The following is a 20,651-nucleotide window of genomic DNA, read 5'->3' as shown; positions in this document are numbered from 1 at the left end:
TCCCGCAGGAGGACATGCCGTTCCTGCCCGACGGCACGCCGGTCGACATCATCCTGAACACCCACGGTGTGCCGCGTCGTATGAACATCGGCCAGGTGCTGGAGACCCATCTGGGTTACATCGCCAAGACCGGTTGGCAGGTCGACGGTTCCCCGGACTGGGCGAAGAACCTGCCCGAGGAAATGATCGGCCAGCCCGCCGACACGAACATCGCCACCCCGGTGTTCGACGGTGCGCGTGAGGAAGAGCTGACCGGCCTGCTCGGTTCGACGCTGCCGAACCGCGACGGCGAGAAGATGATCAACGACGACGGTAAGGCCATCCTGCTGGACGGCCGCTCCGGCGAGCCGTTCCCGTACCCGGTCTCGGTCGGCTACATGTACATCCTGAAGCTGCACCACCTGGTCGACGACAAGATCCACGCGCGTTCGACCGGTCCGTACTCGATGATCACGCAGCAGCCGCTGGGTGGTAAGGCGCAGTTCGGTGGTCAGCGCTTCGGTGAAATGGAATGTTGGGCCATGCAGGCGTACGGCGCGGCCTACACCCTGCAGGAACTCCTCACCATCAAGTCGGACGACGTTGTCGGCCGCGTGAAGGTGTACGAGGCGATCGTCAAGGGCGAGAACATTCCGGAGCCGGGTATCCCGGAGTCGTTCAAGGTTCTGCTCAAGGAGCTCCAGTCGCTGTGCCTGAACGTGGAGGTGCTGTCCTCGGACGGCGCCGCCATCGAGATGCGCGACGGCGACGACGAGGACCTGGAGCGCGCCGCAGCGAACCTGGGTATCAACCTGTCCCGCAACGAGGCTGCGACGGTCGACGACCTGGCGCAGTGAGCGAACGGTCCTGGAGCGCCGAGAGGCGCTCCAGGGCAACGGATTTGAACTTTTGCTCATTCTCAACCCGAACAGGGGAAAGGAAGTTACGTGCTAGACGTCAACTTCTTCGATGAACTCCGGATCGGCCTGGCGACCGCCGAAGACATTCGCAACTGGTCTTTCGGCGAGGTCAAGAAGCCGGAGACCATCAACTACCGCACGCTGAAGCCGGAGAAGGACGGCCTCTTCTGCGAGAAGATCTTCGGTCCCACCCGGGACTGGGAGTGCTACTGCGGTAAGTACAAGCGTGTCCGCTTCAAGGGCATCATCTGTGAGCGCTGTGGTGTCGAGGTGACTCGTGCCAAGGTGCGTCGTGAGCGCATGGGCCACATCGAGCTGGCCGCCCCGGTCACCCACATCTGGTACTTCAAGGGTGTGCCGTCGCGCCTGGGCTACCTGCTCGACCTCGCGCCGAAGGATCTGGAAAAGATCATCTACTTCGCCGCGTACGTGATCACCTCGGTCGACGACGAGCTGCGCCACAACGAGCTGTCCACGCTCGAGGCGGAGATGGAGGTCGAGAAGAAGTCGGTCGCCGATCAGCGCGACGCCGACCTCGAGGCCCGCGCCCAGAAGCTGGAAGCCGACCTGGCCGAGCTGGAGGCCGAGGGCGCCAAGTCCGACGTCCGCCGCAAGGTCAAGGACGGCGGCGAGCGCGAGATGCGTCAGCTGCGCGACCGCTCCCAGCGTGAGCTGGACCGGCTCGACGAGATCTGGACCACCTTCACCAAGCTGGCCAAGAAGCAGCTGATCATCGACGAGGTGATCTACCGCGAGCTGCAGGACCGCTACGGCGAGTACTTCACCGGTGCCATGGGTGCCGAGGCGATCCAGAAGCTCATGGAGACCTTCGACATCGCCGCCGAGGCCGAGAACCTGCGCGAGACCATTCGCACGGGCAAGGGCCAGAAGAAGCTGCGCGCGCTGAAGCGTCTGAAGGTCGTGGCGGCGTTCCAGACCAACGGCAACTCGCCGATGGGCATGGTCCTCGACGCCGTGCCGGTGATCCCGCCGGAGCTGCGCCCGATGGTGCAGCTGGACGGTGGCCGCTTCGCGACCTCCGACCTGAACGACCTGTACCGCCGCGTCATCAACCGCAACAACCGGCTGAAGCGACTGATCGATCTGGGTGCGCCCGAGATCATCGTGAACAACGAGAAGCGCATGCTTCAGGAGTCGGTGGACGCGCTGTTCGACAACGGCCGTCGTGGCCGTCCGGTCACCGGTCCGGGTAACCGCCCGCTGAAGTCGCTGAGCGATCTGCTCAAGGGCAAGCAGGGTCGTTTCCGTCAGAACCTGCTCGGTAAGCGTGTCGACTACTCCGGCCGTTCGGTCATCGTCGTCGGTCCGCAGCTGAAGCTGCACCAGTGTGGTCTGCCCAAGCTGATGGCGCTCGAGCTGTTCAAGCCGTTCGTCATGAAGCGTCTGGTCGACCTGAACCACGCGCAGAACATCAAGTCCGCCAAGCGGATGGTCGAGCGTCAGCGTCCCCAGGTGTGGGATGTCCTCGAAGAGGTCATCTCCGAGCACCCGGTGCTGCTGAACCGTGCGCCCACCCTGCACCGCCTGGGTATCCAGGCCTTCGAGCCGCTGCTGGTCGAAGGTAAGGCCATCCAGCTGCACCCGCTGGTGTGTGAGGCGTTCAACGCCGACTTCGACGGTGACCAGATGGCCGTGCACCTGCCGCTGTCGGCGGAGGCGCAGGCCGAGGCCCGCATCCTGATGCTGTCCTCGAACAACATCCTGTCGCCGGCGTCGGGTCGTCCGCTCGCCATGCCGCGTCTGGACATGGTGACCGGTCTGTACTACCTGACTCGCCTGGAAGAGGGCGCGAAGGGCGAGTACCGCGCGGCCACCAAGGACGAGGCCGAGTTCGGCGTCTACTCCTCGCCCGCCGAGGCGCAGATGGCCGTCGATCGCGGTGAGCTGACCGTGCGTTCGCTGATCAAGATTCGCCTGACCGAGCAGCGTCCGCCGAAGGACGTCGAGGCCGAGCTGTTCCCGGACGGCTGGCGGCGGGGCGACGCGTGGATCACCAAGACCACGCTGGGCCGCGTCATCTTCAACGACCTGCTCCCGGCGGACTACGCGTTCATCGACGAGCCGATGCCGAAGAAGCGTCAGGCGGCGATCATCAACGATCTCGCCGAGCGCTACCCGATGATCGTCGTGGCGCAGACCGTCGACAAGCTGAAGGACTCCGGCTTCTACTGGGCCACCCGCTCCGGTGTCACCGTCTCCATGTCGGACGTGCTCGTTCCGCCGGAGAAGGCGGAGATCATGGAGCGCTACGAGGCGCAGTCGGATCAGATCGAGAAGAAGTACCAGCGTGGTGCGCTCGATCACCAGGAGCGCAACAACGCCCTGGTCAAGATCTGGCAGGAAGCGACCGAAGAGGTCGGTAAGGCGCTGCGCGCGCACTACCCGGCCGACAACCCGATCATCACGATCGTCGACTCGGGCGCGACCGGTAACTTCACCCAGACTCGTACCCTCGCCGGTATGAAGGGTCTGGTTACCAACCCGAAGGGTGAGTTCATCCCGCGGCCGATCAAGTCCTCCTTCCGTGAGGGCCTGACGGTTCTGGAGTACTTCATCAACACCCACGGTGCGCGAAAGGGTCTGGCCGACACCGCGCTTCGTACCGCCGACTCGGGTTACCTGACCCGTCGTCTGGTGGACGTGTCGCAGGACGTCATCGTGCGCGAGACCGACTGTGGCACCGAGCGCGGCATCGTGGTGCCGATCGCGGAGAAGCAGGCCGACGGCTCGCTCATCCGGGACGCCCACGTGGAGACCAGCACCTACGCTCGTACGCTGGCCACCGACGCGGTGGACGCGAACGGCAATGTCGTCGTCGAGAAGGGCCACGACCTGGGCGATCCCGCCCTGGAGGCGCTGCTCGAGGCCGGCATCACCGAGGTGAAGGTCCGCTCGGTGCTGACCTGCACCACCGGCACCGGCGTGTGTGCCACCTGCTACGGCCGCTCGATGGCGACCGGCAAGCTGGTGGACATCGGTGAGGCCGTCGGTATCGTCGCCGCCCAGTCCATCGGTGAGCCCGGTACCCAGCTGACCATGCGTACCTTCCACCAGGGTGGTGTCGCGGGTGACGACATCACGGGTGGTCTGCCCCGAGTGCAGGAGCTTTTCGAGGCTCGTGTGCCCAAGGGCAAGGCCCCCATCGCCGAGGTGTCGGGTCGCGTGCGGCTCGAGGACGACGACCGCTTCTACAAGATCACGATCATCCCGGACGACGGGTCGGACGAGGTCCTGTACGACAAGCTGTCGAAGCGTCAGCGTCTGCGGGTGTTCAAGCACGAGGACGGCTCCGAGCGTCTCCTGGCCGACGGTGACCACGTCGAGGTCGGTCAGCAGCTGCTCGAGGGCTCGGCCGATCCGCACGAGGTGCTGCGCGTGATGGGTCCGCGTCAGGTGCAGGTCCACCTGGTCCACGAGGTCCAGGAGGTGTACCGCTCGCAGGGTGTGTCCATCCACGACAAGCACATCGAGGTGATCGTCCGCCAGATGCTGCGCCGCGTCACCATCATCGATTCGGGTGCGACCGAGTTCCTCCCGGGTTCGCTGGTGGAGCGCGCCGAGTTCGAGTCCGCCAACCGCCGCGTGGTCGCGGAGGGTGGCGAGCCCGCCTCGGGTCGCCCGGTGCTGATGGGTATCACCAAGGCGTCGCTCGCGACCGATTCGTGGCTGTCGGCGGCCTCCTTCCAGGAGACCACCCGCGTGCTCACGGACGCCGCGATCAACTGCCGCTCCGACAAGCTGATCGGCCTGAAGGAGAACGTGATCATCGGTAAGCTGATCCCGGCCGGTACCGGCATCAACCGGTACCGCAACATCCAGGTTCAGCCGACCGAGGAGGCCCGTCAGGCCGCGTACGCTGTCCCGTCCTACGACGACAGCTACTACAGCCCGGACGGCTTCGGCACCTCCACCGGTGCCGCGGTCCCGCTGGACGACTACGGCTTCAGCGACTACCGCTGAGCCTGGTAGGCAGTCAATAGGATTCGGCCCCCGCTTCACCTCGAAGCGGGGGCCGAATCATTTGCGCTGCCTTCGGGTTCGAAGCTGCGATGCCCGAGGTCACTTGGTAGTTCATGCACCCGCAATTCGGCCCGCGCTCTGACGAGGAGCGCGGGCCGAATTGTGCTGTGGGGTGGGTCAGTTCGCCGGTTGGGGGGCGGCGGGGAGGGCGGCGAAGACCGGGCGGAAGAGGTTGCCGGTGCCGGGGGCGAGGGTGTCGACGTAGCTGAGGGCCGCGTCGGTGGCCTGCTGGCCGCCGGACATCTGGAGCCCGATGGCGCCGCCGACCACGCCGCCGACCACGGCGAGCAGGGGAGCGGTGATGAAGTCGAGGACGAACAGGCCGACGGGGAAGCCCGCGATGAAGCCGATGGTGGCGCCGATGGCCGCGCCGGTGGCTACCGCGGGGAGGTTGGCCTGGACGACGTCGAAGAAGTGCTGCTGGGCGTCGACCTCACGGACCGGGGTGTCGGATTCCGCGATGGGGGTGAGGGTCAGCCGGCGGTTGTCCTGGTCGATCGTCGGGGTGAATTCGGCTGTCCTGCCGTCGATGTCGTACTTCAGGGGGACGGTGGAGACCAGGACGCCGTCGTCGTTGGTCACGATGACGGCGTCGCCGTCCCAGGTGGCGAGGAAGTGCCCGGCCTGCAGGGTGCTGACGGCGGCGCGATGGTCGGCGGTGAGGGCCACGTCATAGCCGATGTTGTGATCGGTGCCCTTGATCTGCAGGGCGGGTTGCTCCGGAGCCTGCGCCGGTTCGGCGGTCGCGGTGCCCGCGACCGTGGTCGCGGTCAGGCAAAGCAGGGCGGGCGCAATGTATTTGGTTATGGGCATCGTGGTTTTCCTCGAGTTGCGGACTGGTTCCCCGACATTTGCGACAAACTACCGTTATCAACTCGAGATGTGAAGGGCTATGGCGCACAAGGGCAATCGATAAATGGAATCGGCAGGTCAGCGCCGGTGTCAGGAGTGCGGCATGCTGCTCGCGAGTGGGTCGTCCGCGGGCTCGCCCAGCCGGACCACCACCACGCCGATGAGAATCAATGCGCCACCGAGCAATTGGATCGGCGCGGGCGCCTGACCGAGCAGCGCCCAGGAGAACGCAATGGCGGCCAGCACCTCGCCGAGCGCCGCGAAGGACGCCAGCCGGGAGCCGAGCAGCCGGGTCGCGGCGATGCCGGTCACGTACGAGACGGCGGCGGTGATCACGCCGAGCGCGAGCAGCGGCGCCCACCAGTCCGCCGTGAAGCCCTGGAACGCTACGGATGCCGTGGTGGCGTGCAGCGGCACGATGCCGATCAGCCCGGCCGCCAGAATGCCGAGGCCGCCGACCAGCAGTCCGCCGGTGGCCAGCACGGTGCCGGGGACCTGATCCCCGGCGTGCGCGGACAGGATGAAATACGCTGCCGCGCCGACCATCGCGCCCAGCGCCCAGGTGATGCCGACCCAGCTGGTGGCCGTCCCGGAGTTCAGGTCGAGCACCAGGATCAAGCCGGTCACGCCGATGATCGCGCCGAGAACGGTTGCGCGCCCGGGTTTCTGGCTGTGCCGCAGCCACAGCCACACCACCACCGCGATGGGTGCGGTGTATTCGATGAGCAGTGCCACCGCGACATCCATGTGCGCGACGGCATTGAAGTAGGCCAGCTGCGCGGTGGCGACGGCCAGCAGGCCGTAGCCCACGAGCAGGGCGGCGTTGCGGCGCAGCAGGTTCCAGTCGCCACGCAGCTGCCGCGCGGCCACGGGCAGCAGCACCAGCGCGCCGAGTAGTACGCGCACGATGACCACGGCGGCCGGACTCCAGCCGGCGTCGATGAGCCCGCGGGCCAGCGGGCCGGAGAGCCCGAACGCGGACGCCGACAGCGCGGCGCAGAGCAGTCCGGAACGCAGCCGGTGCGACACCGCCGCCCTGTCATGAGTCAAAGTCGCCATGGCAAATGACGCTAGGTGGCCGGGGTGTAATCTGTCAAAGTGATTTTCGCTGATGACACGGTGGCGGCCATGGCGGCGGCGGTGGAACTGGTGAACTCGGCCGAGGACCCGGACACCCTGACCGAGATCGCCCAGCTGGATGAGTTTTTCGTCAAGCACGGCTACACCGGCGTGCATGCCCGCACCCGGGCGGAGCTGACAGCCGTCCGCGCCCAGCGCGCCCCGCTGCGCCGCCTGCTCACCGCCGACCGCGACACCGCGGTCGACCTGGTGAACGCCATCCTGGCCGAGCATCGCGCGGTGCCGCGGCTGGTCCGCCACGACGACCTCGACTACCACATCCACGCGGTGCCGCCCGAGGCTCCGCTGGATGTCCGCATGGCCGTCGAGACCGCCATGGCCATGATCGACCTGATCCGTGCCGACGAGCTGTCCCGGCTGGCCATCTGCGCCGACGAGACCTGCGCGGGCATCGTGCTGGACCTGTCCCGCAACCGTTCCCGCCGCTACTGCTCCACGGCCTGCACCAACCGCAATGCGGTCGCGGCCTACCGGGCACGCAAGATGGTCGGCTGAGCCCGGGGGACGGTCAGCCGATCACGTCGGCGAGCCGATCCACCTGATCGGCGTCGCGGCCGTAGCAGTACAGCATCACCTCATCCGCCCCGAGATCGCCGAATTGCCGGATGGCGTCGCGGATTTCGCCGGGCGTGGTCAGCATGCCGCCGACCATGAAGTCGGCGCGGCCGGAGAATTCGTAGTACGCGCCCATGGACGCGCGGGCGTCGTCGAGCACGGCGTCCGGGCCGAGCGCGACATTGACCTGGGCCACGATGCGGGGCGCGCCGGTGCGGCCGTGGTCGCGCCAGGAACGGCGGACGGTGTCGAAGAGCCCGCCCGCCCAGGAGGGTGCGGCGGCCGCGAGGAAGCCGCCGCCCCAGCGGCCGACGCGTTCCAGCGCGGCGGGCTGGAAGCCGCCGAAGAGCAGTTCCGGGCCGGGGAGCGAACTCGGTGCGGGGCCGATGGGCCCGCAGCTGGAACTGAACGGCTTGCCCGCCCAGAGGTCGCGCATGAGGCCGATCTGCTGATCGAGGCGGCGGCCGCGAGTGCGCAGGTCGGTGCCGGAGGCCTCGTGGTCGTCGGCGCGCCCGCCCACGCCGAGGCCGAGCACGAAGCGCCCGCCGGACAGCACATCCAGGGTGGCGGCCTGTTTGGCGAGCAGTGCGGGATCGCGCAGGGGCGCGATGAGGACTTCGGTCTGCAGCTTGACGCGGCTGGTCGCGCCGGCGAGCACGCCGAGGGTGACCAGCGGTTCGGGATTGTCGTAGACCAGCCGATCGAGCAGGCCGAGGGTGGAGAAGGGGCCGACGTCGGCGCGGCGCGCCCAGTCGAGCAGGGCGAGGGGATCGGAAATGGGGAGTCCGAGACCGATGTGCATGGGATGACCTCCATGGAGAGCTGAGTGGGCACAACTGCACTGCCGCCCACTCCGCGCCTCTCCGGAGGCGGATGCTCTCATTCTGCGGCACAACTTCTGGAGAGCATCTCTTGGATTGTGGCCAATATAGGGCGCTTTCGAACAATGTCGCAAACCGGCCGGTAGCTCCGGGTGCGCCGGGCCGGGTTGGGCGATAGTGTTGCTGCGCCGCCCTGGCGGGCCGGTGGATGGTGCTAGCGTGCCCGTACGCTGTCCGAGTTCAATCGGGGTTTTCCAGGTAATGACGATGAGAACACAACTGCCGCTGCGGCCCTACGATGTCGTGCTGATCGGCGGCGGCATCATGAGCGCGACGCTCGCGATGCTGATCAAGCATCTGGAACCCAGCTGGACCATCGGCGTGTACGAGCGATTGCCCGAGGTGGGCTCCGAAGCGTCGGCGGCCTGGAACAATTCGGGCACCGGCCATGCCGGACTGTGCGAACTCGATTACACCACCGAGAATCCTGACGGCAGTATCGATATCGAGCCGGCGCTGGAGCTCAATGAGCAGTTCCAGCTCACCCGGCAGCTGTGGGCGTCGCTGGTGGAATCCGGGGTGCTGCGCAAGCCGGAGACCTTCATCAATCCGGTTCCGCACCTGACGCTGGCGCGCGGGCAGCGGGAAGTGGATTTCCTGCGCCGCCGCCACGAAACCATGTCCGCGCACCACCTTTTCGCGAATATGCGATTCAGCGACGACCCCGAGGTCATTGCCGACTGGGCTCCGCTGATCACCCGGGGCCGTGACGCCTCCGAGCCGATCGCCGCGACTCGCGATATCACCGGCAGCGATGTGGATTTCGGCGAACTGACCGGCCAGCTCTTCCATTGGCTGCGCTGGCAGGATGTCGAGATCCACCGCAATTGCGAGGTGCGCGGGCTGCGCCGCAACAATGACGGCACCTGGCAATTGCGGGTCGACTGGCGCACCGACAACGACCGCCTCACGCGAAAGGTGGACGCTCGCTTCGTATTCGCGGGCGCGGGCGGCTGGGCGCTGAAAATCCTGCAGCGGGCCGGTGTTCCGGAAGTGCACGGTTACAGCCTGCTGCCGGTCAGCGGTCGATTCCTGCGCTGCGACAATCCCGCCGTGGTGGCCGAGCACGACGGGAAGGTCTACGGCAGCGCGCCCTCGGGTGCGCCGTCGATTGCCATGCCGCACTTGGATACCCGGGTGGTCAACGGCGATCGCGCGCTGCTGTTCGGTCCGTACGCGGGGGCGAATCCGCGTTTCCTGAAACGGGGTTCGCTCTTCGACGCCGCGGGGGCGGTGCGGCCGGGCAATGCGGGCCCGATCGCGGCCATGCTGAAGTCGAATCCCGAGCTGATGCGGCTGCTGGTGACGCAGCTGGCCTCGACCCGGAAGAAGAAGCTCGCCGCGCTGCGGGAATTCGTCCCCGAGGCCCGCGCCGAGGACTGGACCCTGGTCACCGCGGGTCAGCGCGCCCAGCTGGTGAAGCCGGATCCGGAGCAGGGCGGCGTGCTGGAGTTCGGGACGGAAGTCGTTGCCGCGCAGGATGGTTCGATGGCAGCGGTGCTGGGCGCGACACCGGGTGCGTCGACCGCCCCGGTGATCCTGCTCGAGGTGCTGGAGCGCTGTTTCCCGCGCTACTCCCGGCTCTGGGAGCCGCGGTTGCGCGAGCTGATGCCGACACTGGGGCAGAGCCTGGCCAAGGATCCGCGGCTGGCGCGCCAGACCATGGCCCGGACCGCGGAGGCGCTGGGGCTGGCCGGCCGGGTGGTGGGCTGATCCGGCGGGAAGCTGCCGTATATCCGTGGCTGGAAGCTGCCGTGGACAAAGCCGCGCCCGGCCCGGTATGAAATTGGAACAGGTTTCAATTTCTGGCCGGGTAGGAGAGGCGATGGACAGCGCTACCAAGGACGAGGCGAACGCCGCCATGGGTGAGATGGTGATGGCGGGCTTCCAGAAGCTCGGCTTCATCCAGTTCACCGGTATCGAGGGTGTGCACTACGCCCCGGGCCGCAATGTGGTCCGGATGGCCGCGCGCCCCGAGCACTTCAACCACAATGGCGATATCCACGCCGCCCTGCTGTTCGGCCTGGCCGAGACGGCCGCCATGGGCGCGTCCATCTCCGGCATCGTGGACCTGCTCGGCGACACCTTCATCGTCGCCCGCGACGGCCGCATCGAATACCTGGCCCGCGCCAAGGGCGAGGCGGGCCCGTTCAGCGCCACCGCCGAGCTGACGCCGGAGACCATCGCCCAGACCCGCGCGAACATCGAATCCCGCACCGAGATCGAGCTCGAGGTGCCGGTGACGATCGCCGACGTCACCGGCAAACCCGTGGCCCGCGCCGCCTTCACCGCGGTGATCCGGCCGCGCCGGAAGTGATTCCGGCTCCAGCGAGGTGACTCAGCGCTCGCTGTCGAGCATGGCCATCTGCGCGGGCGCGTAGCGGCCGCCCGCCACCTGGTCGGCGGGCACCGCCGCCTCGATGGTGGCCAGCTCGGCCTCGGACAGTCGAATATCCACCGCCGCAACGGCTTCGGCCCAGCGTTCCGGCTTCCGCGCGCCGATCAGCGGCACGATGTCCGTGCCCCGCGACAGCACCCAGGCGATGGCCAGCTGGGCCACGCTCACCTGGTGCTCGGCCGCGATCTTCGCCAGCGCGTCGACCAGGCGCAGGTTGGCGTCGAGGTTCTCACCTTGGAAACGCGGGCTGTGCGCCCGGAAGTCGGAGGGTGTGAACTGCTGCCCGGGCCGCAGCGAATCGCTCAGCAGGCCGCGGGAGAGCACCCCGTACGCGGTGATGCCGATGCCGAGTTCCCGTGCGACGGGCAGGATTTCGGCCTCGATGCCGCGCGAGACCAGGGAGTATTCGATCTGCAGGTCCACGATCGGGTGCACGGCCGCCGCCCGGCGCAGCGTCTCCGCGCCCACCTCGGACAGGCCGATGTGGCGGATGTAGCCGGCCTGCACCAGCTCCGCCAGGCCGCCGATGGTCTCCTCGATCGGAATGTTCGGGTCCAGCCGGGCGGGCCGGTAGATGTCGACGTAGTCGGTGCCCAGTCGCTGCAGGGAGTAGGCGAGGAAGTTCTTGGTGGCCGCGGGCCGGGTGTCGACGCCGCCGAAGCTGTTGTCGGGTCCGCGCAGCGCGCCGTACTTCACGCTGAGCAGGATGTCCTCGCGCTTGCGGTCGGCCAGCGCCTGCCGGATGAGCAGTTCGTTGTGGCCCATGCCGTAGAAGTCGCCGGTGTCGATGAGGTTCGCGCCCGAGTCGAGGGCGGCGTGCACGGTGGCGATCGAGACGGCGTCGTCGGCCGTGCCGTACATGCCGGACATCCCCATGGCCCCGAGGGCCAGGCGGGAGACGGCGGGCCCGGTCTTGCCGAGCTGAACGGTGCTGAGGTTCGTGGTCATGCCGATAACACTGCGCCGCCGCGGCGCGGTCCGGGAGAGGAGCGTTCATCCAGGGATCGACGATCCCTGGTTCCGCCGGTGGATGGCCGGGGCGGAATTCGCGCGGCGCAGACTGGGATCGCCGGTACCTGGCTAGCGGGCCTGGGACGGGGGACAGTGGTGAGGTGGATCGAACCGAGCTGGCCGACTTCCTGCGCCGCCGCCGTGAGCAGCTGCAACCCGCCACCGTCGGGTTGCCGCCGGGCGCGCGCCGCCGCACCCCCGGCCTGCGCCGCGACGAGGTCGCCATGCTCGCCGGCATGTCGACCGACTACTACACCCGGCTGGAGCAGGCGCGTGGCCCGCGCCCGTCCGTGCAGGTGCTGGCGTCGCTGGCGCGGGCGCTGCGGCTGACCGACAGCGAGCGCGACCACGTCTACCACCTGTCCGGCCACCAGGCCCCAGCGCGCGGCGGCGACAGCCACGTGGGACCGGGCCTGCTGCACCTGCTCTCGAAGCTGGACGACACCCCGGCCGTGGTCATCTCGGACCTGGGTGAGGTGCTGGTGCAGAACCGCATGCACACCCTGCTGTCCGGGGACTACTCGCAGCGGCGCGGGCTGGAACGATGCATTCCGTGGCGCTGGTTCACCGAACCGGGCTCCCGCGCCATCTTCCCGCCGGAGGACTGGGAAGCCATGAGTCACAAGCATGTCGCCGATCTGCGCGCGGTCTCCGCCCGTCGCGCCGGCGACGCCGACGTGACCGAGCTGGTGGCCCGGTTGCGGGCCGCCAGCCCGGAGTTCGAGCGGCTGTGGAACGAGCACGAGGTGGGTACCGGAACCGGCCACATCAAGCGCATGGTGCACCCGGAAGTCGGTGTGCTGGAGCTGATCTGCGAACCGCTGCTCACCCCCAGCGCCACCCGGCACGTGCTGATCTACTACCCCGCGCCCGGCACCGACACCCAGCAGAAGCTGGATCTGTTGCGGGTCATCGGAACTCAGTCGATGACCAGCCGCTGACTGCCGGCCGCAACGAAATCGGCCCCGAACCAGTGCGGTTCGGGGCCGTCCTTGTCACTCGTGCGGCACGCCGCAGCGGCGCTTGCGCGGCTTCAGATGCAGCCCCGGCAGCGGCGGTGCCGGGATCCGCTGGTCCGGCGTGTGCCCGGCGATATCGGCGAAGCGGCCGACATCGTGCTTCTCCCAGTCGTTGCGGGCCTGTTCGATCTCCTCGTGGCTGCGGGCCACGAAGTTCCACCACATGACCAGATCCTCGCCGAACGGTTCACCGCCGAGCAGCAGCAGATGCGCGCCGCCCGTGGAGTCGTGCAGCCGGAGGGACTCGCGGTCGCTGCCCAGGTAGAACAGGCGGCCGGGCGCGACGTCGGTGTCGTCGACGCGGAGCCCGCCCGCGATCACCAGCACCGCGTGCTCGAAGTCCGGATTCAGCGGCAGCGTCACCGCCGCTCCCGCCTCGAGCCGCAGATCGGCGCCGACGATCGGGGTGTAGGCCCGCGCCGGCGAGGTGGCCCCGCCGAGCGAGCCCATCAGGACGACGCCGTGCAGCCCCGGCAGCGTGAACTCGGGCAGGTCCCGATGCTGCTCGAAATGCGGTGCGATATCCCGGGATTCGTCGGGCAGCGCCACCCAGAGCTGGAGCCCGTGACCCGAGATGTGGCCCGGCACTCGATATTCCGAGTGCGCGATGCCGCGTCCGGAGGTCATGAGGTTCAGCTGCCCGGGTGCGATCTCCACATCCGAGCCCACACTGTCGCGGTGGCGGATCCGCCCGTCCAGCGGCCACGTGACCGTTTGCAATCCGATATGCGGATGCGGGTCGATGTCGTGCCCCTCCGGGTTGGCGGGCGAGCCGCCGTCGAAATGGTCCAGGAAGCACCATGCGCCGACCGTCGGCAGGTCCCGCTGCGGCAGCGACCGGAAGACGGTCACCCCGCGCACGCCGCCCAGCGGCACCTCGCGGGCCGGGAAGAACTCGGCGCGTGGCCCGGGCCGCCCGGACGATTCGCACAGCGCCTCTTCCGGCCGTGGCTCCAGATCACTCATGCCCGCTCCTCCCTGCTCACCTCTTGATGCCCTTGCCCACCACGTATTCGTCGTATTCCGGGTGCTTGTCCAACCAGCCCTTGATGAACGGGCAGCGTGCCACGATGACGCGGCCGCGGGCGATCACATCCTTGATCGCCTCCTGCGCGAGCAGATTCGCCAGGCCCTTGCCGCTGAATTCCTGATCCACCTCGGTATGAATGAAGGTGGTGTCGTTGTCGTCGCGCTCGCGGTACTCGCTGAACCCGGCGAGCGAATTCCCGTACCACACCTCGTACCGGTGTTGCGCGTCGTTACGAACGACTGCGGCCGTCACGGCCTGTTCGCTCATTGTTCAGTTCTCCTTCCGCACCCGCACCGGATGTCTGCTCATAATCGACACGCGATTGAACGCGCCGATAGTGGTCGCAGCCCAGATGAGAACGGACATCTGGTCATCCGACAAATGTTGCCGCGCAGCAGCATACTCACGCTGCATGGTCTCCTCATCCGGCAATGAAGTGACCGTCTCGGCCACCGAGAGTGCGGCCTGCTGCAGTTCCGCGAACAGGTATGGACTGCGGCGCCAGGTGGTCAGGACATCCAATTGCTGCTGGGTGACACCGGCTTCGCGGGCGTACCGGGAATGCAGGTCCAGGCAGAACGGGCAACCGGTGAGCTGGGAGACGCGGACATTCACCAATTCCATGACCGCGCGGTCCAGATCGGCGGCCGCGGCGGCGTTCCGCACGGCGAACGCGACGCTGTTGAGTTCGCGGAAGACCTCGGGCGTCTGCTTGTCGATCCACACCCGGTCGTGAGTTACAGGCGACTGCATAGTGGCTGCATCGTAAGCCGAGAATGTGAACCGTGCCTTCTGGTCTGAAAATTGGTGTTTCAGACCGGGGTCTTCCGGGTGAACTCAGCGGGGTCTTCGGCGTGAACTCAGCGTGCCGCGGCCGCTCGCTGCCGGGCGAAGAAGTCGAGCACGGCCGCGTGCCAGGCATCGGGCTGCTCCACCATGACGACATGCCCGCCCGGGAGCTCGGTGTACTCGGCCCCCGGAATCCCGGCGGCCTGCTCGCGGGCGTTGGCCGGATCGCAGCGCAGATCGCCGGCGTGCCCGATGACCAACGTCGGCACCGCCACCTGCGGCAGGTCGGCGCGCACGTTCCGTGTGCTCGATCAGCGCCGCCTGCGCGGCCGTGCCGCCCGGGATGTTCGCGGCGGTCTGCGCCAGGATCTCCGCGAGCCGGCGCCGGATGCTGCTGGCCCGGCAACGGGACGCGGTCCTGGCCGCGCCCTACGACCCGAATCCCGGTGTGGCCGAGGCGTCCGGAGCCGACTCGGAACGGTTACGCGGTTTCTTCCCGGAGGCGACGGTTGACCTCGGTGAATCCCGTTGCCACAGCGGCCAATTGCTCCGGGGTGAAGGCGTCGACGAAGAATTCGCGCACCGTCTCGACGTGGCCCGGGGCGGCCTGTTCGAGGCGCTCGCGTCCGGCGTCGGTGAGGCGGGCGTAGACCGCGCGTAGATCGGTGCGGCAGTTGCGGCGGGTCACCAGGCCCGCCTTCTCCAGCTGGTCGACCTGGTAGGTGAGCTTGCTCTTGGAGTTGAGCAGGGTCGAGGCCAGTTCGGTCATGCGCAGTTCGCCGTCGGGGGCGGCGGCGAGGCGGACCAGGATCTCGTATTGCAGGTGGGAGAGTCCGGAGTCCCGCTCGAGCTGTCTGCCGAGTCGGCGTTCCAGCAGGCTGGCGGCGCTCAGGAAGGCCAGCCAGGCCGCCCGTTCCTCCTCGTTCAGCCAGCGTGGACTCATCTGCCCAGGTTACAGCCGGTTGTTCGGGTTGGAATAACCTCTCTCACCCTGCGGTTCAAATTTGAACAGTGCCCCATTCAATGAACTGGTCCCTGGCCTCAGGAGAATTCTCATGAGCAGCACCTTCGTCGGCGCAAGCGTCCGCACCCGCGTGCGGATTCCGCTGACCTTCGCCGACGGCTACTCGACGACCGCACAGGCGGTCACCTTCGACGGCCTCGCCGACGGCCGCGAGCACGTGGCCCTCGTCCTCGGTGAACCCGACCTCGGAGCGGACGGCCCGGCCACGCCGCTGGTGCGGCTGCACTCCGAATGCCTCACCGGCGACGTCTTCGGCTCCGCCCGCTGCGACTGCGGACCGCAGCTGCGCGAGGCCGTCGAGCTCATCTCCGGCACCGGCGGCATCCTGCTCTACCTGCGCCAGGAGGGCCGCGACATCGGCCTCTACAACAAACTCGACGCCTACGCGCTACAGGACTCGGGCCTGGACACCTACCAGGCCAATACCGAACTCGGCTTCGACGAGGACGCCCGAGACTACACCGCGGCCGCCCAGATGCTGACCGCCCTCGGCGTCGGCGAACTCGACCTGCTCACCAACAATCCCGACAAGGTCCGCCAGCTGACCGCGCTCGGCGTGACGGTGCGCGACACCGTCCCCACCGGCGTCCACGCCACCCCCGACAACCTGCGCTACCTGCGCGCCAAGGCCGAGCACACCGGGCACACCATCCGGCTCGTCGGCTGAGCCGACCATCCAGCTCCGTGGCTGAGCCGACCATCGAGTTCCGTGGCTGAGCCGACCATCGAGTTCCGTGGCTGAGCCGACCATCGAGTTCCGTGGCTGAGCCGACCATCCAGCTCCGTGGCTGAGCCGATTTCGAAATCCGCGAGAGGAAATCCCATGTCCCAGGCCGTGACTCACGAGCGGACCGACCGCATGCCGGTGCTCTACCTGAGCCACGGCGCACCGCCCCTGGCCGACGACCCGATCTGGCCCGGCCAGCTCGCCGCCTGGTCGGCCGAACTGCCCAGGCCTGCCGCCATTCTGGTGGTCTCCGCGCACTGGGAGGACGCGCCCGTCACCCTCGGCGCGACCACCACCGTGCCGCTGCTCTACGACTTCTGGGGCTTCCCCGAGCACTACTATCGGGTCCGCTACGCCGCCCCCGGCGCTCCGGACCTGGCCGCGAAAGTCCGTGCGCTGCTGGGCCGTCCGGGGCAGCCGGTGCACGAGGCGCCGACCCGCGGCCTCGACCACGGCGCGTACGTGCCGCTCGTCGAGATGTACCCCGATGCCGACATCCCGGTCCTGCAGCTGTCCCTGCCGACTCTCGACCCGGTCGGCCTCTACGACCTGGGCCGCCGTCTCGCCCCACTGCGCGACGAGGGCGTCCTCATCCTCGGCAGCGGCTTCTTCACGCACAACCTGCGTGAGGCGAACTTCTCCATGCCGGCCGACTTCGCGCCCGGCTGGTCCCGGGAATTCGACCACTGGGGTGACGAGGCACTGGCCGCCGGCGACATCGACGCCCTGCTGGACTTCGAGCGCACCGCCCCCGACGCCCGCCGCGCCCACCCGCGCACCGAGCATTTCGCGCCGCTGTTCGTGACCCTCGGCGCGGGCGCGGACGAACTGGCCACGCAGCACACCGCCATCGACGGCTTCTGGTACGGAATGGCTAAGCGCTCCATCCAGATCGGCTGATCCGGGCGGAGCCGGCGCTCAGTTCCCGTGGCGAGCAGCGCCGTTCGACTCGACCCGGGCAGCGCCGTTCGACCCGACCGGCGGATCACACGTCTGTCCGCCGCCGTAGAGCTCGATCTTGTAGTCCAGGACCACCAGCGTGGATTGCAGTTCCTCGATCTGGGCGAGGACTTCGGCGCGGGTCCGCCGGAACATCTCGAGCCGCTCCGGATAGGTGTGCTCCCCAGCCCGCACCAGCTCCGCGTACTTGACCATGTCGGCCACCGACATGCCCGTGCGCCGCAGCTTCCCGATGAACGCCAGCCAGCCCAGATCCCGGTCGCTGAACCGGCGCTGGCCGGAATGGTCGCGGCCCACGTAGTCCATCAGGCCGATGCGCTCGTACCAGCGCAGGGTGTCCCGGGTCAGGCCGCACCGATCGGAGACCTCACCGATGGAATATCGCGGCCGTTCGTGCTCCACGGTGTCCTGCGGTGCCGGATTGCGCTGTTGGACCGGTGCTGCGCTCATCGGTCTCGCCCCTTCCTGCCGAACTATCCACGACGTTAGTGGGTTGGAGTGCACTCCAAGCAAGCCTACGGGCGTGCGACGTCGAGGGTGTGGGTGCGCGAAGTTTCGATGTGCGGCTCGACCGGCTCGTTTCGCGCCTACCCTGGGGTCATGGCTGGAAAAGACGTGGATCGGATCAGGGCCCGCTCGGCCCTGGAGACGGCCAAGGAACAACCGGTGATCACGGCCATTGCCGCGCTACCCGTGGTGGCGGTGCTGGGCGTGGTGTGGTGGCTGCTCGGCTTCTGGCCGGCGCTGCTGCTCCTGCTGATCTTCGGTGGTGTTGTGGTGTGGAAAGGCAAGCTACTCGGCTGAGCCCGGCCCTGCCGAGGTGGCCGGGCCTACCGCGGCACGTGGAATCGCACCAGTTCACCCGTGCCCGGGTCGGCGGCTGCCCACGGGCGGTCGAACTCTATGACCGCCAGCGCCGAGGTGGGGAATTTCGCGCTCATCTCCTCGGCCGGGCCGGAATGCCGGTTGGCCGCCAATTCCCATGCCGTCCAGGGCATTCCGGGGGAGTGGCCGATGACCAGCAGGGTTTCCACGGCATCGTCGGTGAGTTGCAGCATCTCGATGATGATGTGCGGGGACGCCTCGTAGATCGAGCTCTCGAACGTCACCGGCGCGGTGATGCCGGTGGCCGTCAAGGTCTCCCGCGTTCGCGTCGAAGTGGAACAGAGGACGGCGTCGATCTCCGGCTGGGTGGCGCGCAGCCAGTCGCCCGCCAGCGCCGCCTCGCGCCGCCCGCGCGGGGCCAGGGGTCGCTCGTGGTCCTGCACGCCCTCGGGGTATCCGGATTTGCCGTGCCGCATCAGGATGAGAGTCCGCACCATGGGCATTACGGTAGGGGGCCTCGAGTGCGCCCGGGAGACCGGTCTCACAGCGGTGCACGCCGGTGCCGACGCGAGACAGTGCTCACACTCGAGGCACACTGAAGGTGGCGACACATCGCAGTGCCGACACCCGATGGAACGCCGCCTATATTAGAACGTGTTCTACCGACCCTGCTCGAGCCCGAGCGGAGTATTACACGCGACAGTTTCGAGGATCTGCGAGATATGGCCTATGTGATCACGCAGCGTTGTTGCAACGACGCCAGCTGCGTACCCGAGTGTCCGGTCGATTGCATTCGTCCCACGCCCGAGCAACGCGAGTTCGCCACCACCGAGCAGCTCTACATCGACCCGGACACCTGCATCGACTGCGGCGCCTGCGTCGACGCCTGCCCGGTCGACGCGATCTTCTCCGAGGACGATCTGCTCGCCTCGCTGGCGCGCTTCCGCGATATCAATGCCGCCTACTTCCAACGGCATCCGCTGGAGTCGAACTTCGAGCCGCTGGTCGCGCCGTCCCGGGCGCCCAAGGAACTGGGCACGCTGCGGGTCGCCATCGTCGGCGCGGGCCCGGCCGCCTGCTACGCCGCCGAGGAGCTGCTGCGCCGCGCCGATGTCGAGGTGGAGCTGTTCGACCGGCTGCCCACGCCGTACGGCCTGGTGCGCGCGGGCGTCGCCCCCGACCACCCGGGCACCAAGTCGGTGGCCGGCCTGTTCGAGTCGGCCTTCCGGCGCGAGGCGCTGCAGTACCGGTTGAATGTCGAAGTCGGCAAGCACATCTCACACGAGGAGCTGCTCGCCCACCACCACGCCGTCATCTACGCCGTCGGCGCGGCCACCGACCGCCACCTCGGCATCCCCGGCGAGGACCTGCCCGGCAGCCACTCCGCCACCGAGTTCGTGGCCTGGTACAACGGCCACCCGGACTTCGCCGACCGCGAATTCGACCTCTCCGGCGAGCGCGCCGTCATCGTCGGCAACGGCAATGTGGCGCTCGACGTAGCCCGCGTGCTCACCGTCGACCCGGACGAGCTGGCCAAGACCGATATCGCCGACCACGCCCTGGATGCGCTGCGCCGCAGCAACATCAAAGAGGTCGTGGTGCTGGGCCGCCGCGGTCCGCTGCAGGCGGCCTACACCTCGCCGGAGTTCCTGGCGCTCACGCACCTGAAGGGCGTCGACATCATCGTCGACCCCGAGGACCTGGTCCTGGACCCGGCCTCGCAGGCCGAGCTGGACGACCCGGAGGTCGAGCCCTCGCTGCAGCTCAAGTACACCCTCGCCCAGGAATACGCCGCCGGTTCCCGCAACCCGGACAACAAGCGAATCGTGTTCCGCTACCTGGTCTCTCCCACCGCCATCACCGGCGACGGCAAGGCCGAGGCGGTCGAGTACGTGCACAACGAGCTGGTCGAGGAGAACGGCCGCACCGTGGCCCGCGCCTCGGACCGCACCGGCACCGTCGAGGCGTCGCTGGTGCTGCGCTCCATCGGCTACAAGGGCGAGCCCGTCGCGGACGTGCCGTTCGACGAGTCCGCCGGCGTCATCCCCAATGACAAGGGCCGAGTCCTGGCCGCCGGCAACCCCGTTGCGGGCGTGTACGTCTCCGGCTGGATCAAGCGCGGCCCGCGCGGCGTCATCGGCTCCAACCGCATGGACTCGCAGGAGACCGTCGACCAGCTCATCGAGGACTTCACCCAGGGCAAGCTCGCTGCCCCGCAAGCCGGTCGCGCCGCGCTGGATGCCCTCCTCTCCGAGCGCCAGCCCGACCAGATCGGCCGGGACGGCTGGAAGGCCATCGACGCCGCCGAGAAGACCGCGGGCAAGTCCGCGGGCCGCCCGCGCGTGAAGTTCACCAGCGTCGAGAACCTCCTCAAGGCCGCCAAGGGCTAGACCAGCTCCCGGGACTCTCAGGGCACGCACCAACAGCTGTGGCCCCACCTGTAATGGGTGGGGCCACAGCCGTTTTCGCGGTTGTTCGGGGGCAGTATCGAATTCAGCTC

Annotated in this window: 21 protein-coding genes; 10 read left to right on the top strand and 11 right to left on the bottom strand. The window is 68.1% G+C overall.

Going from position 1 to position 20,651, the window contains the following annotated elements; genetic code table 11:
- Together ACWEQQ_RS42715 and ACWEQQ_RS42710 are read left to right on the top strand one after the other, a co-directional pair.
- Window positions 1–836 (top strand): DNA-directed RNA polymerase subunit beta (locus tag ACWEQQ_RS42715; RefSeq protein WP_452344554.1); only part of this gene is annotated, 836 nt, incomplete at its 5' end.
- Between the two features lie 90 nt (window positions 837–926).
- A complete protein-coding gene (locus tag ACWEQQ_RS42710; RefSeq protein WP_452344553.1) occupies window positions 927–4,880 on the top strand; it encodes a DNA-directed RNA polymerase subunit beta' in 3,954 nt (1,317 codons plus the stop codon).
- Between the two features lie 177 nt (window positions 4,881–5,057).
- On the opposite strand, the gene ACWEQQ_RS42705 is transcribed toward ACWEQQ_RS42710, so the two are convergent.
- Both ACWEQQ_RS42705 and ACWEQQ_RS42700 read right to left on the bottom strand, forming a co-directional pair.
- Window positions 5,058–5,753: a hypothetical protein gene (locus ACWEQQ_RS42705; RefSeq protein WP_452352242.1), complete on the bottom strand. Its 696-nt coding sequence runs from the start codon at window positions 5,751–5,753 to the stop codon at window positions 5,058–5,060.
- 129 nt (window positions 5,754–5,882) lie between these two features.
- On the bottom strand, window positions 5,883–6,851 hold the full coding sequence (locus ACWEQQ_RS42700; RefSeq protein ID WP_452352241.1) for an EamA family transporter: 969 nt from the start codon (window positions 6,849–6,851) through the stop codon (window positions 5,883–5,885).
- A gap of 39 nt (window positions 6,852–6,890) precedes the next feature.
- Here ACWEQQ_RS42700 and ACWEQQ_RS42695 point away from each other — a divergent pair, with 39 nt between their 5' ends.
- On the top strand, window positions 6,891–7,427 hold the full coding sequence (locus ACWEQQ_RS42695) for a CGNR zinc finger domain-containing protein (RefSeq protein WP_452352240.1): 537 nt from the start codon (window positions 6,891–6,893) through the stop codon (window positions 7,425–7,427).
- A gap of 13 nt (window positions 7,428–7,440) precedes the next feature.
- Here the strand turns inward: ACWEQQ_RS42695 and ACWEQQ_RS42690 are convergent, their stop codons facing one another.
- Window positions 7,441–8,289, bottom strand: a complete 849-nt coding sequence (locus ACWEQQ_RS42690) for an LLM class flavin-dependent oxidoreductase (RefSeq protein ID WP_452352239.1) — start codon at window positions 8,287–8,289, stop codon at window positions 7,441–7,443.
- A gap of 286 nt (window positions 8,290–8,575) precedes the next feature.
- Between ACWEQQ_RS42690 and mqo the strand changes: the two genes are divergently transcribed.
- Together mqo and ACWEQQ_RS42680 are read left to right on the top strand one after the other, a co-directional pair.
- Window positions 8,576–10,081, top strand: a complete 1,506-nt coding sequence (mqo, locus tag ACWEQQ_RS42685) for a malate dehydrogenase (quinone) (RefSeq protein WP_452352238.1) — start codon at window positions 8,576–8,578, stop codon at window positions 10,079–10,081.
- Between the two features lie 112 nt (window positions 10,082–10,193).
- Window positions 10,194–10,685: a PaaI family thioesterase gene (locus ACWEQQ_RS42680; RefSeq protein ID WP_452344547.1), complete on the top strand. Its 492-nt coding sequence runs from the start codon at window positions 10,194–10,196 to the stop codon at window positions 10,683–10,685.
- A gap of 21 nt (window positions 10,686–10,706) precedes the next feature.
- On the opposite strand, the gene ACWEQQ_RS42675 is transcribed toward ACWEQQ_RS42680, so the two are convergent.
- Window positions 10,707–11,714, bottom strand: coding sequence for an aldo/keto reductase (locus ACWEQQ_RS42675; RefSeq protein WP_452344546.1), 1,008 nt, complete (start codon window positions 11,712–11,714; stop codon window positions 10,707–10,709).
- A gap of 164 nt (window positions 11,715–11,878) precedes the next feature.
- Here ACWEQQ_RS42675 and ACWEQQ_RS42670 point away from each other — a divergent pair, with 164 nt between their 5' ends.
- On the top strand, window positions 11,879–12,718 hold the full coding sequence (locus ACWEQQ_RS42670; RefSeq protein ID WP_379389286.1) for a helix-turn-helix transcriptional regulator: 840 nt from the start codon (window positions 11,879–11,881) through the stop codon (window positions 12,716–12,718).
- A gap of 54 nt (window positions 12,719–12,772) precedes the next feature.
- Here the strand turns inward: ACWEQQ_RS42670 and ACWEQQ_RS42665 are convergent, their stop codons facing one another.
- The 5 genes from ACWEQQ_RS42665 to ACWEQQ_RS42645 all read right to left on the bottom strand — a co-directional run bounded on the left by ACWEQQ_RS42665 (window position 12,773) and on the right by ACWEQQ_RS42645 (window position 15,558).
- Complete coding sequence (locus ACWEQQ_RS42665) at window positions 12,773–13,762, bottom strand: pirin family protein (protein WP_452352237.1); 990 nt, start codon at window positions 13,760–13,762, stop codon at window positions 12,773–12,775.
- Window positions 13,763–13,778: 16 nt separating this feature from the next.
- Window positions 13,779–14,093 (bottom strand): GNAT family N-acetyltransferase, encoded by a 315-nt coding sequence (locus tag ACWEQQ_RS42660; RefSeq protein WP_354836525.1) that lies wholly within the window; start codon window positions 14,091–14,093, stop codon window positions 13,779–13,781.
- A gap of 3 nt (window positions 14,094–14,096) precedes the next feature.
- Window positions 14,097–14,579, bottom strand: a complete 483-nt coding sequence (locus ACWEQQ_RS42655) for a carboxymuconolactone decarboxylase family protein (RefSeq protein ID WP_452352236.1) — start codon at window positions 14,577–14,579, stop codon at window positions 14,097–14,099.
- Between the two features lie 107 nt (window positions 14,580–14,686).
- Complete coding sequence (locus tag ACWEQQ_RS42650) at window positions 14,687–14,911, bottom strand: hypothetical protein (RefSeq protein ID WP_452352235.1); 225 nt, start codon at window positions 14,909–14,911, stop codon at window positions 14,687–14,689.
- A gap of 185 nt (window positions 14,912–15,096) precedes the next feature.
- Window positions 15,097–15,558 (bottom strand): MarR family winged helix-turn-helix transcriptional regulator, encoded by a 462-nt coding sequence (locus ACWEQQ_RS42645; RefSeq protein ID WP_452344542.1) that lies wholly within the window; start codon window positions 15,556–15,558, stop codon window positions 15,097–15,099.
- A 112-nt stretch (window positions 15,559–15,670) separates the two neighbouring features.
- On the opposite strand from ACWEQQ_RS42645, the gene ACWEQQ_RS42640 reads away from it, so the two are divergent.
- Window positions 15,671–16,306: a GTP cyclohydrolase II gene (locus tag ACWEQQ_RS42640; RefSeq protein WP_452344541.1), complete on the top strand. Its 636-nt coding sequence runs from the start codon at window positions 15,671–15,673 to the stop codon at window positions 16,304–16,306.
- A 156-nt stretch (window positions 16,307–16,462) separates the two neighbouring features.
- Window positions 16,463–17,266 (top strand): dioxygenase family protein, encoded by an 804-nt coding sequence (locus ACWEQQ_RS42635; RefSeq protein ID WP_452352234.1) that lies wholly within the window; start codon window positions 16,463–16,465, stop codon window positions 17,264–17,266.
- Window positions 17,267–17,284: 18 nt separating this feature from the next.
- Here the strand turns inward: ACWEQQ_RS42635 and ACWEQQ_RS42630 are convergent, their stop codons facing one another.
- The gene (locus ACWEQQ_RS42630) at window positions 17,285–17,776 is read right to left on the bottom strand and encodes a MerR family transcriptional regulator (protein WP_452344539.1); all 492 of its coding nucleotides are present in this window, start codon (window positions 17,774–17,776) and stop codon (window positions 17,285–17,287) included.
- Between the two features lie 150 nt (window positions 17,777–17,926).
- On the opposite strand from ACWEQQ_RS42630, the gene ACWEQQ_RS42625 reads away from it, so the two are divergent.
- On the top strand, window positions 17,927–18,130 hold the full coding sequence (locus ACWEQQ_RS42625; protein WP_354836509.1) for a hypothetical protein: 204 nt from the start codon (window positions 17,927–17,929) through the stop codon (window positions 18,128–18,130).
- A gap of 26 nt (window positions 18,131–18,156) precedes the next feature.
- On the opposite strand, the gene ACWEQQ_RS42620 is transcribed toward ACWEQQ_RS42625, so the two are convergent.
- Window positions 18,157–18,648, bottom strand: a complete 492-nt coding sequence (locus ACWEQQ_RS42620; protein WP_452344538.1) for a SixA phosphatase family protein — start codon at window positions 18,646–18,648, stop codon at window positions 18,157–18,159.
- A 225-nt stretch (window positions 18,649–18,873) separates the two neighbouring features.
- Here ACWEQQ_RS42620 and ACWEQQ_RS42615 point away from each other — a divergent pair, with 225 nt between their 5' ends.
- Window positions 18,874–20,541 carry an FAD-dependent oxidoreductase gene (locus ACWEQQ_RS42615; RefSeq protein WP_452344537.1) on the top strand — a complete coding sequence of 556 codons (1,668 nt, stop codon included), beginning with the start codon at window positions 18,874–18,876 and terminating at the stop codon, window positions 20,539–20,541.
- Window positions 20,542–20,651 lie beyond the last annotated feature (110 nt).

It is taken from the genome of Nocardia sp. NPDC004123, from assembly GCF_053603795.1.
The sequence above is the reverse complement of the archived record's forward strand: the minus strand, read 5'-3'. Positions and strand labels throughout refer to the sequence as shown.